Genomic DNA, 15675 nt, shown 5'->3' with positions numbered 1-15675 from the left:
GAAGATTGTGAAAACGATTATAAAAATAAATTAAGGGTACATGGTATTGATTGTATTAATATCTCCGGTTGTAAATCCTGTCCTGTTATAAGTAAAGCTTGTGTTGTTGGCCCTCTTAATCGTCGGCTGACCATTTTTAGAATACGAATTCGGCCAGTACATCATCACTGAATTGATGTTGAAAGGTCCGATATCTGTCCCGGAACTGTAAATATCGAAGTTGTAAGCCTGTCCGTCCTGGATATTATTCCATAAGATCGTTACATACTGATCTCTGTCTTTGCGGGTATGTTCATGATAAAGTCCCACCGTATGTCCCATTTCATGAATCACAGATCCTACAGAAATATACTGATCCAGGGAAACAGTTTGCTTGCCTCCCCGATATCCGATATGAGCCCAGCCGTCCGATCCTGATGAACTTCCGAATATAAATTCAACATAATTTGTCTGATTGGTACGAGGGATCCATTGTGTGTGGGTTTTGCTGTTATACTCGTTAACCGCAGTAGTGATTTTATTGGCATTAATAGAGCCCATATTGCTGGCAACAGTATAATAGATCTTGCCTCCGGGCCACCTTGAGAAACTTGCACCTCCTTTCTGCACCGATTGATCATTCAGCTGCTCATCAGTAAGCACAATATCTCCCTGGAAAAAATTCTTTCCGTCCTTTTTGATATAAGTGATAGGTTGCCCGTTCAACTGACCTTTTTGAACATTTCCGCTGGGTAAGGCATTGGTTTGAGCTTCAGAAGTAATTTCTTCATTGTTTTTACTACAGGATGTCAGCATAGTCGCAATCATTAAACCTGCAAAAATTGTCTTTCCCACAGGAATTTTCTGAAGGAATAACTCATTGATTTTTTTGTTCATATGTATATTTTTAAAATGGTGTGAAAATTTGATTCAATTCTATTTTCAAATACTAATATAATAATTTATCTCTCTTATTAATGAATTATTTATGTTAAAATGTTTATATGGCAGAAAATTTAAAATTCGAATAATGATCATATAGGAAGAATGCTGGGAGTTGATCATTCAGAATAATTTTTTTTCATAAAAATCATATGATTTTCTTTAATAACGATTGTTGTTTTCCCATAGTTTTTTCCTGAACTCATCAATCAATCCTATCAATTACAAAAAGTAACTAATGCAATTTATATGTTTTAAATTTGCTTGGTTGTAAAAGACCGAATTTAAAATTGTGAAATAAAAAAGAGAGATACCATGATCTCCTTTAGAAAAATGAAAATCCCGATATGAAAAATTTTGAAATCTCTGTTTTAGATCTTGCCCCCGTAAAGCAGGATAAAAGCATTCACGATACTTTTCAGGACAGCCTGTCTTTAGCCAATCATGCCGAAAATCTGAACTATAAAAGATTCTGGCTGGCCGAACACCATAATATGGAAAGTATTGCCAGCTCGGCAACCTCCGTCTTAATTGGTTTTATTGCCAACGGAACCAAAACAATCAGGGTTGGTTCAGGAGGAATTATGCTTCCCAATCACAGCTCTTTAATTATTGCTGAACAATTCGGAACCCTGGAATCTCTTTTCCCCGGAAGAATTGATCTGGGATTAGGAAGAGCACCGGGAACCGACGGATTGACTGCTCAGGCGCTGGGAAGAAATCCCGCCATTATCAACGAACAGTTTCCAAGACAGATTTTGGAACTGCAGAGATATTTTTCCAAAGAAAATTCCGATGCGATGGTACGTGCCATCCCCGGGGAAGGTCTGGATATTCCTTTGTATATTCTAGGGTCAAGTACAGATAGTGCTTGGCTGGCGGCTGAGCTCGGTTTACCGTATGCTTTTGCCGGACATTTTGCTCCGGAGCAGATGGAAATGGCGTTTAAGATTTACAGAGAACACTTTGAGCCTTCAGGATATCTTGATCAACCCTATATCATCGCCTGTGTGAACGGAGTGGCAGCAGAAACTTCCGGGGAAGCTCATAAAATTTCAACTACCTTATTCCAGGCTTTTATCAATATAGTAAGAAATGACAGAAAACCTTTTGCTCCGCCGGTTGATGATATGGATGAAATATGGTCACCCATGGAAAAATCTATGGTCTTACAAAAGCTTAGATATACATTTATCGGAGACCAGGCAGAAATTGAGCAAAAACTTAAAGATTTCCAGGAAAGATTCAATGTAGACGAGCTGATGATCAATTCACATATTTACGATCATCAGAAAAGATTAAGATCATACGAAATTATAAGAGAAGCTGTCAACTCTTTATCCAAAGCCTAACAAACCATCCATAATTAATTGGCAAATGCTTATTTTTATAAGTATCTTTGCACAAATAAAAAGTAAAAATGTCTGATATTAAATTAAATACTATTCCGGAGGCCATTGAAGACCTTAGAAATGGTAAAATAATCATAGTAGTAGATGATGAAGACAGAGAGAATGAAGGAGATTTTCTTTGTGCTGCTGAACTGACCACTCCTGAAATTATCAACTTTATGGCACTTCACGGAAGAGGGCTGATCTGTATGCCGCTTCCTGAAAAAGATGTGACGAGCTGGGGCTGGAAGTGATGGTAAGCAGAAGCAGCGATCCTAAAGAGACAGCTTTTACGGTGTCTGTTGACCTTTTGGGGAACGGAACTTCTACAGGTATTTCTGCAGGTGACAGAGCGAAAACTATTTTAGCTTTGATGGATGAAAAATCTAAACCTACTGATTTTATGAGACCTGGTCACATTTTCCCGCTTCGTGCAAGAAAAGGAGGTGTTTTAAAAAGAGCAGGCCATACAGAAGCTGCTATTGACCTTACGCACTTAGCAGGTTTAAAGGAAGGAGGGGTGATCTGTGAGATCATGAATGAGGATGGTACAATGTCTCGTTTACCTGACCTGCAGGCTTTTGCTCAAAAGCACGATATGAAGATCGTTTCTATTGAAGATCTCATTCATTATCAGCTTAAGAAGGGAAATCTTGTTGAAAGACTTGAAGAGAAAAAAGTAAAAACGCACTATGGTGAGTTTGATTTTTATGCTTTCAGAGAGACTTCCAATGACCAGATTCACTTTGCCCTTACAAAGGGAGCCTGGACTGTTGATGAACCTGTTTTGGTAAGAGTACAGTCTTCAGATTCCTATTTTGATGTATTAACAAGATTGAATAACGGTGAAAAACCCCTGCTGGAAAAAGTTACCAATATGGTGAACGAAGCAGGAAAAGGAGCGATCATATTTATTAACAATGTGTCCAATTCTGAGAATACACTGAGAAAGCTTCAGCAGTTTATGAATTATCAGGATGGGCAGGAGCAACATCCTACGTTAGCATATAACTACAGAGATTATGGTATCGGAACGCAGATTTTAAAGAATCTGGGAATTAATAAGTTTAAAGTAATCACTCAAAATCCTAATATCAAACCTCAGGTGGGAGGATATGATGTAGAAGTGACTGAGCTGGTACAACTATAACAAATATTAATCGACAGTTTTCGAATTGATTGATATAATAAAAAAAGGTTTAGGATTTTTCTAAACCTTTTTTTTATTTTTAAACCTATGACCGAGTCTTTAAAGAAACATATCAGAGAGTATATTGATATCTCAGACGAAAAGCTGGAGAAATATTGTAATGCCTTTACGCTACAGGAAGTAAAAAAGAAAGAATTTCTCTTAAAAGAAGGCAGTATTTGTACTTATGAGGGATTTGTAACGAAAGGTTGTTTTAAAGTTTTTCATACGGACCGCAATGCTGATGAACAGATATTATACTTCGGAATTGAAAACTGGTGGATTTCTGATATTGACAGTTTCATTAATAACATTCCTTCAAAGCTCAATATCCAGGCTCTTGAGGACAGCGAAATTCTTATTATTAAAAAAGCCGATAAAGAAAAACTCTATGCCGAAATGCCGGAAATAGAACGGTTGATGAGGCTCAAATTTCAAATGTCTATTATTGCATTACAACGCAGGATCATTGATAACTTAAGTAAATCTTCCGAGGAACGTTATATCGAATTTTTACAGAAATACCCTAATACAGTGCATCGTCTTACCAATATTCAGATTGCGGCCTATCTGGGAGTAACTCCTGAATCTTTGAGCAGAGTTCGCAGGAAAATTGTGGGCAAGGACTCATAGGGCGATACAAAAAATATACTATTTACTATTAATGTTGCTTTACAGAAAGTAGTATCATAATTTGTAAACTTTTAATAAACTGGAATATATTATTATTTACATAAGAGGCATAGTTCGTAAATTCTGTTTTGAAAGGTCAATGTTCCAGAATGGTTCGCTTCTATTAGCAAGATGTATTTTTTCTACTGGTCTTTTTAATTCCAAAGGCAGATTCATTATTTCTAGATATTAATTAAATTAAGACGTGGGTTATTTAATTTAAAATTTTTAAATATCAAATTGTTGATTTTGATCGTTTTACTAATTTGTTTTAAGGAGGATTCTGCGACAATTTTTCTATTTGATGTGGAGGCTTCCAAAAGGTAAACCTTCATCAATTCTTGTACTAAGAATTGATATGATAAAATTCCCTGTACAGTGATTAAATTAATTTATATATTTACAGCTTAATTACAAAATTTATTTTACAATGAAGAATTTAAAAAAATTATCTCGTATTGACCTTAGAAAACTAACAGGAGGAACCAAATGTGAACAATCAAGAGGAGCTATGGGTTGTGAAGATCCAGGAGAGGGTCCTCTAAGCACTTATCAATGTTGTGCAAATCTCTATACTTGCGGTGGATGTAGTACTGGCAGCAATTGTCCATCAGGTTATTTTTTAAGAGCTTGTTAAGAGACTAAAGTAATTGAGGCTGTTAAATAATTATTTGACAGCTTTTTAATTTAAATAAAAAAATATGATGATTACAATTAGAATCATAATTCTTATTCTAACCTCAATTAATGTTTTGGGCCAAAACAAACAATTTTTCTACGAATACAAATTTATTCACGATTCAACAAACTTGAAAAATTCAGATAAAGAAATAATGGTTTTGAATATTGGTAGCAAGAAATCAGAATTCTATAGTTTTGAAAAATACAAATCGGACTCAACATTGAATGCAGATTCAAAGAAAGGGATTTTTTCGATGCCCCCTAATATAAAAATGAATAAAGATAGAGTAGTTAGAGATATTAGTACTCAAAAGATTGAATTTATTACACATCTTGGACCTTATAGATATGCAGTTAGTCAGAATATAGACTTAAAATGGAATATACTTGCGGAATTTAATACTATTTTGGGATATGATGTTCAAAAAGCAACCACAGAGTTTGCAGGCAGAAAGTGGATTGCGTGGTTTTCAAAAGAGATCCCTATACAAAGTGGTCCGTATAAATTTTTTGGACTTCCAGGATTGATTCTTAAAATTGAGGATGATCACAAAAGCCACATTTTTGAACTTAAAGGAATAAAAACAACAAAAGGTGATTTTATTTATCCTTACGTAAATAATTATAAAGATGTGAAAATAAATTATTTAAAATATATGAAAATTTATAAGAATTTTAGAAAAAATCCAATGGCAGGTTCAGTAGGCGCTTTTCCGGATCAAACGGATGCTAATGGCGTTTTTCACTCCGGAAATGAAATTTTCCGCCAATTTGAAAAAGCAGCGCTTGAAGAGTTGAAACAAGATAACAATATTATAGAATTAGATTTATTAAATTAGTGAATACAACTTCAATATATTCCGAAATGCCGGAAATAGAACGGTTGATGAGGCTCAAATTTCAAATGTCTATTATTGCATTACAGCGCAGGATCATTGATAACTTAAGTAAATCTTCCGAGGAACGTTATATCGAATTTTTACAGAAATACCCTAATACAGTGCATCGTCTTACCAATATTCAGATTGCGGCCTATCTGGGAGTAACTCCTGAATCTTTGAGCAGAGTTCGAAGGAAAATTGTGGGTAAAGACTCATAGGGTGATACAAAAAGTCACAGCAGTATAGAAAACTTCTGTGACTTTTTATGGAATATGAATGTATTTTTAATCCTTCAATGAGATTTCGTCAAAATTACGAAAGCCGTTCAGGAAATCTTTTACTGTCATTCTTTTTTACCTTCTAATTGAAGTTCCTGCGGGAAATAAGTTCCGTCTTCAGTGTAAATTTTAAATTCATTTTTAGAAATGCTTAATGTTCCGGCAGGTTGCCCATGCGGGGTCAGATCAAATGTACCTCCGAATATTTTTAGTCCTTTTTCCTCATCACCTATTTTTAAAGTGGTAAATGCTGCAGGGTAAGGAGACATTCCGAGAATAAACTGATGAACTGTTTTAGAGGGAGCATTCCAATTGATTCGGGTATCTTCTTTGAATATCTTATATGCATTTTTAGGATGTTCAACTTGTGGCTGAGGTTTTTCCTCAATAGCATCTTCTGCCAATCCATCCAGTGTTTTAACGACTAATTCAGCTCCTATTTCCATCAGTCTGTCATGGAGGCTTCCGGCATTTTCATTAGGTGAAATTTCAAGCTCTGCCTGTAGTAAAATATTTCCCTCATCAATTTTTTCATTGATAAAAAAGGTAGTTGCACCCGTTTTTTCTTCACCGTTGATCACTGCATAGTTGATGGGAGCAGCACCTCTGTAATCCGGTAATAAAGAAGCATGAAGATTGAAAGTTCCCATTTTAGGCATTTCAAAAAGGATTTTAGGCATCATTCTGAATGCGACCACTACAAAAACATCGGCATCCAGCTTTCGAAGTTCTTCCAGAAACTCGGGGTTTCTTAATTTCTCCGGCTGAAAAACAGGGATATTATTTTCGGCAGCGTATACTTTTACCGGTGATTGATTAATCTTTTGCCCACGTCCGCTTGCTTTGTCGGCAACGGTTACCACACCTACCACGTGATGGTGAGATTGATGAATAGCCTCCAGAGAGGTTTTTGCAAACTCAGGAGTACCTAAAAAAACGACTTTCAATGATTTCATAACACAAAGATAAGTTTTTACTTAAAAATGAGAAATGGGAAGGGCTCCGTTACTATAGAGTTCTGAGTTTTTAGAGTATGTTGATGGGATTTTTTATACGACTAATTATACACAAAATCCTAATGATTCAGTGCATAGGTTCTGAAGTTTAGCATTTTCACCTTTCCTGAATCAAGCAAAAAGATAAGATTTTCTAAGATGTTTTCTTTGGAATGATAGCTTAATTGTATGGAAAGTTCTTCAATAGTAGAAGCTTTTTTAGCTAATAGGTTAATGATCTGCTGTGAAATATTTTTACCGAAGATGGACTGTTTATTTTTTTCACAAACAGAGCATTGACCACAATTTTTTGAATTCTTCTCACCAAAATAAGCAAGGATAAGTTTCATTTTGCAGTAATCATTATTTTCTACATAAAACTTCATCTCTTCCCATTTCTGGATTTTATTTTTCTGGATATGTTCAAAGAGTTTCCAGTACGCATTCTGAATGGCCCTCTCATCCCTTGGTTTTAAAAACTTTATACTAGACAGGGCTCCGTCAATATATTCTAGATAATTCTTCTGTTGAAGTTCTTTCAAACGTTCTTTAATCAATTGTGGGCTTACTCCGATTTTATTGCTGACCTGCTGCTCACTGAACATTACTTTATGAGTCGTAATTCCGGACACTGAACGGAGTAGAAGCTCGATAAAATAGGCATCTTTTTGAGGTAACTGATCAATCTCATCAGATTTAATGAAAAGTTCAAGAGAAGATAAACTCTTGTTGTCATTGTGATAGATAATCTCCTGATTGTGCAGGAAATTAAGGATATTATTAATTTTCGCTTTAGACAATCTGGTGAAGTTTTGTATTCCGGAGATATTCAGCTGGAATGTTTTCTCCGGCAGTTCAAATTCGGCAACCTGAAAAATAGAGTAGAGGTAACTGATGATCTTTAAAAATTCAGCTTTATTGGGAATTTGATTTTTTAAAATTTCATCAAAATTCAAAAGTTCCTGTTTGTTCCAGAGCATAAAAGCAAAGCTGTCTTTACCGTCTCTTCCGGCTCTCCCGATTTCCTGGTAATAATTTTCAATAGATGCGGCAGGAGAGTAGTGGAGTACAAAGCGTACATTGTCTTTATCGATTCCCATTCCAAAGGCATTCGTGGAAATCAAGACGTGATTATCACTTTTATTCCAGGTTGTTTGTCTTATATTTTTTTCTTTGGCTGTTAAGCCGGCATGAAAGTAATCTACGTTTTTTAGCTGATTTTTCTTTAAAAATTCATCCAGTAATTCTGCTTCCTTTCTGGTTCTTACATAGACAATCCCTGAGTCATTATTGTATTTTAGAATATCCAGTACCCGTTGAAATTTGTCAGAAACCTCTTCGGTGAAGATTCTGATATTATCTCTTTTAAAACTTTTTTGAAAGACGGAAGGATTTCTGAGTTCCAGTTTATTTTTGATTTCATCCAACACTTTTGTGGTAGCTGTAGCGGTAAGGGCCAGGCATGGAATTTCAGGGTTATTGCTTCTAAAGCCTTTAATATTCTGATAACTCGGACGGAAATCCTGTCCCCATTCTGAGATACAGTGAGCTTCATCAACTGCAATAAAGGAAAGTTCAATTTCTTCAATGTTTTGCAAAAAATTGAGTATTCGTCAGTCTTTCGGGGGATACATATAGTAATTTTGTAAGTCCTTCTTTACATCGGTCGTAAATAGTTTCCGCATCATATTCATCCAGTTCGGAAGATAAGTATTCTGCTTCTATGCCACGGAATTTAAGTTGGTTTACCTGATCTTTCATCAAAGCAAGCAAAGGTGAAATGACAAGGCAGGTTCCTTCTTTTAATAACGCAGGAAGCTGGTAGCATAATGATTTTCCGGCGCCCGTAGGGAGCAGGACCAGGGTATCTTTTTCATTAATAACGGAATTGATAATTTCTTCCTGAGAATCTCTGAAGCCGGTGTAGCCCCAAAAATACTTAAGAGTATCATATTTTAGCTTTTGAAAATCCTGCGGCGAAATCATGATGTAAAAGTAAGGAAAGTATTAAAACAAAAAAAGTCACGCGGTGCGTGACTTTGATATAATAAATAATAAGTTTACTATTTAGCTTCGAAGTATACTCTTCTGTTTGCTCTGTTTTTCCATTCAGGGCATTTTGTTGCTGGTTCACACTCAGGGTATTTAAGGTCTTTTTCACCTTTACCTACTGATTGTAATTTACCAGACTGAACACCATTTTTAATCAGGTAGTTCTTAACGTTGTTTGCTCTTCTTTCTGATAATTTCTGGTTGTAAGCATCAGTACCTCTTGTATCAGTAGCTCCGATTACTTTATAACCTCCATTTGAAGAATTGATATAGTTTACAGCGTTATTCAGAATAGGAGTATTTGAAGGTAAAATTCTGTCAGAATTTAAATCAAATTCGATTCCTTCCAGTTTAGTTTCTGTTTCTATTACAGGTCCAGCGGTATTAGGACAACCGTTGTTTTCAACAGGTCCCGGAACCGTTACGCACTTATCGTAAAGGTCAATAACACCGTCTAAGTCTGTGTCTAGAGCAACTCCGGCACCGTCCACTCGTGCTCCGGCAGGAGTGTCGAGTTGTCTGTCCCAATCGTCGCATACTCCATCGTTATCAGCATCTCCTTTTTTACATACTTCGATATCCTGGTTTTTGTTAGCCAATACATCAAGTTTGTAATAGATTTCCTGAAGTGGATCATGCCACATTAAGTGAGATTCGTGTTTTCCTAATTTCAAAGAAAGACCTAAAGTAGCGTTGAAGAAGTTGTCAGATACCTGTGAAGAACGTCTGTTAACTTCGCTGTATGGATCTCCTCCTCCGTCAAAGGTATCATCACCTGTTATTACATACATTAATCTACCTTCGATGTCGATTCTTCTGTTAACTTTGAACTTTAAACCGGCACCAGCCTGAGCAAAGAAAGATCCAAGCTTGAATGGTTTAACTTCCGTCATCAGCTGTTGTCCATTGATGTTTTTCTGGTATGCTCTGTAAGCGATAGTACCAACACCACCATACCCATGAAGTGCCCATCTGTACGGAGAGTGATTATCTACTCTTCTCAATAAATTAGAGAAGTTGATATCTCCTAAGATAGAGATCGCATCATACTGAGTTCTACCTGCCACAGCTTTTGCATCAGGAGCAGCATCTTTAGTATTGAACCATCCTTGTCTGGTTTCACCTCTGTCATATTGAAGCTTTAACCCAAAAGCATGGGTGATTGCTTTGTCAATACTTACATAAGCAGAATATCCAAAAAGGTTTTTACCGTTACCATTTTTAATTGATGTTAAATCTGCCGATTGCATCAATGGAACTCCAACCCCTGCGGAAATAGACCAGTCATTAAATCTTTTCGATTGGTTGGTAAATGGGGAAACATTTGCAGACCCAGAAGAAAATGTATTAGGGTACTCTCCTTTTGAAACTGCCGTTGAGTCTTGTGCATAAGTAGCGGTAGGAATTGCCATCGCTAATGCAACAATTGCTAAACTTAATTTCATAGTGTTATTTTTTTAAGTTAAGTTATTTTAAATGATTTTTTACGTTAAAAAAGTGATATTATATTATTTTTTTAAGTACGCCTGTAGATTAGTTAATATATTCTATACGGTATACTCCTAATATGATATAAAGGTATGTAAAATATTCCGTAGTAGAAAAAAAATAAACCGAAAAGAACAATTCTTTTCGGTTTTTGTATATAATAAGAAGTTATTTCTTCTTTTTCTTAGCTGGTGCTTTTTTCACAGTTTTTTTCACCGGAGCATCTTCATAGTCTTTCTTTTTAATAGAATTCCACTCAGAACCTTCAACAAATCTTACCGTTACTTTTCTGTCAGCTAGTCTTTCAGCATCTGAAGCTGAGGCAGGAATCTTAGCTTCTGCAGAACCTACTCCTCTTGACTTTAGTACATTATCACTAACACCTCTGTTTTCTAAAGCTGAAACTACAGCTGCAGCTCTTTCTTTAGATAATCTCAGGTTATAAGCAGCACTTCCTTTAATGTCAGTATGACCTGTCAACAGGTAATTACCTCCGTTTTCTTTAATAATGGAAGCCGCAAGATCCAATTTACTGTTAGATTCAGGTCTTATGGTTGCTTTATTAAAGTTAAAGTAAATGTCTTTCAATGTTTTTTCTACTTCTACAGCAGTTTGATTGTTATCTTTTTCACAGGGCAACCGTTGTTTTCAACAGGTCCCGGAACCGTTACACACTTATCGTAAAGGTCAATAACACCGTCTAAGTCTGTGTCTAGAGCAACTCCGGCACCATCCACTCTTGCTCCGGCAGGAGTGTCAAGCTGTCTGTCCCAATCGTCACATACTCCATCATTATCAGCATCTCCTTTTTTACATACTTCAATGTCTTGTTTTTTATTAGCCAATACATCAAGTTTATAATAGATTTCCTGAAGAGGATCATGCCACATCAGGTGAGAGTCGTGTTTTCCAAGTTTGAATGAAAGACCTAAGGTAGCGTTGAAGAAGTTGTCGGAAACCTGTGAAGAACGTCTGTTAACCTCGCTGTATGGATCTCCACCTCCGTCAAAGGTATCATCACCTGTTATTACATACATTAATCTACCTTCGATGTCGATTCTTCTGTTAACTTTGAACTTTAAACCGGCACCAGCCTGAGCAAAGAAAGATCCAAGCTTGAATGGTTTAACTTCCGTCATCAGCTGTTGTCCTTTGCTGTCTTTCTGGTATGCTCTGTAAGCGATAGTACCAACACCACCATACCCATGAAGTGCCCATCTGTAAGGAGAGTGGTTGTCAACTCTTCTCAATAAATTAGAGAAGTTGATATCTCCTAAGATAGAGATCGCATCATACTGAGTTCTACCGGCTACAGCTTTTGCATCAGGAGCAGCATCTTTAGTATTGAACCATCCTTGTCTGGTTTCACCTCTGTCGTATTGTAAATTGATGCCAAAAGCATGGGTGATTGCTTTGTCAATACTTACATAAGCAGAATATCCAAAAAGGTTTTTACCGTTACCATTTTTGATTGACGTCAAATCAGCCGATTGCATTAGCGGAACACCAGCTCCTACTGAGATAGACCAGTCGTTAAATCTTTTTGCTTGGTTGTTAAATGGGGATACATTTGCAGAACCTGAAGAAAATGTATTAGGGTATTTTCCGTCTGTGGCTGCAGTTGAGTCTTGTGCAAAACTGGCGACAGGGATTGCCAAAGCCAGTGAAGCAATTGCTAAACTTAATTTCATCGTGTATTATTATAATGATTTTTTTGAAAAGTACAAAGTGGCTAAAAGCCACTTTGTTATATTATTTAGTCGGACAACCGTTATTCTCAACAGGTCCCGGTACAGTAACGCACTTATCGTAAAGATCGATAACGCCATCAAGATCCATGTCTAATGCAACTCCGGCACCATCCACTCTTGCTCCGGCAGGAGTGTCAAGCTGTCTGTCCCAGTCGTCACATACACCGTCATTATCCTTATCTCCTTTTTCACAAACTACAAAGTCTGTAGAAGCATTTTCTAAGACATTTGTTCTGTAGTAAGCTTCCTGAAGAGGATCATGCCATGCCAGATGAGTTTCCTGCTTTCCTATTTTGAAAGAAGCACCTAAAGTAACTGTCCAGGCATTATAAGATCTCTTATTGTTAAGAATCGTGTATCTGTATCCTGATTCTACAGGAGCTGCAGGATCATAACTTGAATTGTTGTAACCGCTTCCGTCAAATGATTGTTCACCACTGATAAGATACATGGTTCTGGCTTCAATGTCAATAAGTTTAGACACGTTATATTTTAAACCTAAACCAAACTGATAGAATATAGATCCGAAATCAAGATCTTTTTTAACGAATGAAGGTACCCTTTTAGGATTGTCACTCCATCTGTTTCTGTCATTATCATGCAGAGACGTTCTATAACCCATAAGTCCCAGTCCTCCGTAACCATGGAATGCCCATCGGTAAGGAGAATGATTATCTACTCTTCTTAGCAGATTGGAGAAGTTGATGTCCCCTAATAGGGAAACCTGATCAAACTGTGTTGTAGCAGTTGCTACACCTGCCATTTGTCCTGGAACACCTGGTAGCTGACCTGTTTGTTTGGTTTCTCCTCTTGTGTACATTATACTTGCACCAAATGTATGTGAGATTTGTTTGTCAATACTTACATACGCACTGTATCCCCAGTTGACTTTATCCTTGTTGATGGATGTTAAAGCAGAATGAACCATAAATGCTGCACCGCCTCCTACGGAAACGGACCAATCTCTAAAGCGTCTGGCTTTGTTGTCAAAAGGTTGTACATTAGCTGAACCCGAAGAAAAGGTATTAGGGTACTCAGTTGAAGAGTTTACTGTGGTACTGCTGTTTTGAGCTTGTGCATAAGCTGCGATAGGCAGTGTGGCCAATAATAATAAACCTAATTTCATACAATATGTTTTATGTTTTAAATAAAATCTTTTAATAATATTCTAGAAAACTCCCTTTCAAAAAGATGTTTTTTATGAGGGATTTCTAATCTTTCTGATTTAAAATTCAATTCATTATACGTAATGATGTCAATGTCTATTATTCTGTCAGCATAGCCTCCGGAAGCCTTTGAATCATTAATTCTTCCCATTTCAACTTCAATTCCCTTTAAACAGTCAAGCAATTGAATTGGTGTATAATGCGTGAATATTATTGTTGCAATATTACAAAAAATATTGGAACTAGCAAATTCTACAGGATCTGATATTAAAAATTCGCTTATTTGTGAAATGTTATTTCCTGCCTCTTCTATTTTGCGTAATGCAAGCTCTATATTTTTTTTTGATCTCCGAGATTACTTCCTAGTAACAAAACTACCTTTTGCTGCGACATATTAGTAAATTGATTGATTTTATGAGAAGTTTCTTTAAAAATGTTTTGGCAAATATAGTCGCAATTGTGATACTTTGCGCTTTATTTTTCATCTTTTTCATTATGCTGCTTGTGTTTAGTTCTATGGGAAGTGATAAGTCGGTAGTGGTGAAAAAGAATTCGGTTCTTACGATTAATTTAAAAACAAATATTATAGATAGTCCTACAGAAGAAGAAATGGGACTGTTTGGAATCGGAACTCAAAACAAGAGTGTTCTTTTATATGATGTTTTGGAAGCTATCAATAAAGCCAAAACTGATGATAATATTAAAGGGATAAGTATTGAGGCTGATGACTTAAATGCTGGATTGACGCAGATTGATGATATCAGAAACGCCATTGAAGATTTTAAAAAGAGCGGAAAATTTGTGTATGCCTACGGAAATGGAGTTTCGCAATCCGCTTATTATTTAGGATCGGTAGCTGATCAGTATTATCTTAATCCTGCAGGCGGGATAGAACTTAAGGGGCTTTCTACTGAAGTTGCCTTCTTTAAAGATTTTGCGGATAAATATGGAATAGGTATTGAAGTTATCCGTCACGGGAAATTTAAAGCTGCCGTTGAACCCTTTTTAAGAAATGATATTTCTCCTGAAAACAAAGAACAGCTGAGTGCCCTTTTAAATGACCTTTGGAAAAATACATCCACTAAAATGGCTGCTTCGAGAAAGATGGACACCCTTCAGTTTAAAACAGTCGTTGATAGTTTATATGGGATGATTCCGGAACTTGGGCTGAAATATAAACTGGCAGATAAACTTATTCAGAAAACAGAATATGAAGATCTGATTAAGGCAAAATTAAATATCAAAGATAAAGAGAAACTGAGCAAGATATCATTGGCCAGCTATATCAATTCTTATGCGGATGAAGATAGTTCAGGCGAGAAAGTGGCAATATTATATGCTTCGGGATCTATTAATAACGGAGATAATTATAATGACATCCATTCTGAAAAATACGTAAAATATATTAAAAAGCTTCAGGAAGATGATAAGGTGAAAGCGGTCGTTTTCAGAATCAACTCGCCGGGAGGAAGTGCCAATGCTTCAGATGAAATCCTTTTTGAACTGCAACAGCTGAAAAAGAAAAAACCTTTGGTTGTATCTTTTGGTGATTACGCAGCATCAGGAGGTTATTATGTGGCGATGGCTGCAGATAAGATCTATTCAGAACCTAACACTCTTACTGGATCTATCGGAGTTTTCGGAGTAATGCCTTATTATAAAGATATTGCCAGTAAAAATGGAATCCGCGCGGATATTGTTGCTACAAATGCCAACTCTATGTACTATTCAGGTTTAAATGGGGTTACACCTTACGGAGTAAATATGATGACAAGAAGTGTTGAAGGTACGTATAAAAGGTTTGTACATTTTGTAACGCAAAACAGAAAGCAGACTTTTGAGCAAATCGATAATGTTGGCGGAGGGAGAGTATGGAGCGGAGTTCGTGCCAAGCAGATCGGTTTGGTAGATGAATTAGGAACTTTAAATGATGCCGTAAAATTTGCTGCACAAAAAGCAGGGTTAAAATCGTATCATGTAGATTCTTTCCCTAAGAAAATGTCTCCTGTAGAACAGCTCTTCAAAGATCTTAATGAGGAAGATGTATCGGCAAGAATTATCAAGAGTAAAATAGGTAAATCCAATTATGAGATCTTACAGCAGATCACAGACAAAAAATTACAGTCTGACATTAAAATGGAAATGCCTTACCAGATTAGGGTTAACTAACTAAATTATATTGTACACAAAAATCCCGGATCTGAATTTCA

The 15675-nt window shown here is 36.3% G+C and carries 8 protein-coding genes and 5 pseudogenes; 6 read left to right on the top strand and 7 right to left on the bottom strand.

Going from position 1 to position 15675, the window contains the following annotated elements:
• Nucleotides 1-30 precede the first annotated feature (30 nt).
• The gene (locus tag H3Z85_03735; protein ID QPQ52585.1) at nt 31-876 is read right to left on the bottom strand and encodes a M12 family metallopeptidase; all 846 of its coding nucleotides are present in this window, start codon (nt 874-876) and stop codon (nt 31-33) included.
• A gap of 392 nt (nt 877-1268) precedes the next feature.
• Between H3Z85_03735 and H3Z85_03730 the strand changes: the two genes are divergently transcribed.
• From H3Z85_03730 to H3Z85_03710, 5 genes and pseudogenes are all read left to right on the top strand, one after another.
• Nucleotides 1269-2273: an LLM class flavin-dependent oxidoreductase gene (locus H3Z85_03730; protein ID QPQ52584.1), complete on the top strand. Its 1005-nt coding sequence runs from the start codon at nt 1269-1271 to the stop codon at nt 2271-2273.
• Nucleotides 2274-2341: 68 nt separating this feature from the next.
• A pseudogene (gene ribB, locus H3Z85_03725) lies at nt 2342-3462 on the top strand (3,4-dihydroxy-2-butanone-4-phosphate synthase).
• 87 nt (nt 3463-3549) lie between these two features.
• Entirely contained in the window at nt 3550-4134 is a 585-nt protein-coding gene (locus tag H3Z85_03720) for a Crp/Fnr family transcriptional regulator (protein ID QPQ52583.1), read from the top strand.
• Between the two features lie 740 nt (nt 4135-4874).
• Nucleotides 4875-5693, top strand: coding sequence for a GLPGLI family protein (locus tag H3Z85_03715; GenBank protein ID QPQ52582.1), 819 nt, complete (start codon nt 4875-4877; stop codon nt 5691-5693).
• Nucleotides 5693-5953, top strand: a complete 261-nt coding sequence (locus H3Z85_03710) for a hypothetical protein (GenBank protein QPQ52581.1) — start codon at nt 5693-5695, stop codon at nt 5951-5953. The genes H3Z85_03715 and H3Z85_03710 overlap by 1 nt, the downstream gene beginning before the upstream one ends.
• 66 nt (nt 5954-6019) lie before the next feature.
• On the opposite strand, the pseudogene H3Z85_03705 reads toward H3Z85_03710, so the two are convergent.
• From H3Z85_03705 to folK, 6 genes and pseudogenes are all read right to left on the bottom strand, one after another.
• Nucleotides 6020-6969: pseudogene (locus H3Z85_03705) on the bottom strand (methionyl-tRNA formyltransferase).
• Nucleotides 6970-7088: 119 nt separating this feature from the next.
• Nucleotides 7089-8994 (bottom strand): annotated as a pseudogene (locus tag H3Z85_03700) (RecQ family ATP-dependent DNA helicase).
• A gap of 77 nt (nt 8995-9071) precedes the next feature.
• Nucleotides 9072-10505 carry an OmpA family protein gene (locus tag H3Z85_03695; protein ID QPQ52580.1) on the bottom strand — a complete coding sequence of 478 codons (1434 nt, stop codon included), beginning with the start codon at nt 10503-10505 and terminating at the stop codon, nt 9072-9074.
• Between the two features lie 211 nt (nt 10506-10716).
• A pseudogene (locus H3Z85_03690) lies at nt 10717-12239 on the bottom strand (OmpA family protein).
• Nucleotides 12240-12300: 61 nt separating this feature from the next.
• Nucleotides 12301-13425, bottom strand: a complete 1125-nt coding sequence (locus tag H3Z85_03685; protein QPQ52579.1) for an OmpA family protein — start codon at nt 13423-13425, stop codon at nt 12301-12303.
• Between the two features lie 17 nt (nt 13426-13442).
• Nucleotides 13443-13858, bottom strand: a pseudogene (gene folK / locus H3Z85_03680) (2-amino-4-hydroxy-6-hydroxymethyldihydropteridine diphosphokinase).
• A 21-nt stretch (nt 13859-13879) separates the two neighbouring features.
• Between folK and sppA the strand changes: the two are divergent.
• The gene (gene sppA / locus H3Z85_03675) at nt 13880-15634 is read left to right on the top strand and encodes a signal peptide peptidase SppA (protein QPQ52578.1); all 1755 of its coding nucleotides are present in this window, start codon (nt 13880-13882) and stop codon (nt 15632-15634) included.
• Nucleotides 15635-15675 lie beyond the last annotated feature (41 nt).

The sequence above is a fragment of the Chryseobacterium indologenes genome (assembly GCA_016025055.1).
In the GTDB taxonomy this organism is placed as follows: domain Bacteria; phylum Bacteroidota; class Bacteroidia; order Flavobacteriales; family Weeksellaceae; genus Chryseobacterium; species Chryseobacterium indologenes.
The sequence above is the reverse complement of the archived record's forward strand: the minus strand, read 5'-3'. Positions and strand labels throughout refer to the sequence as shown.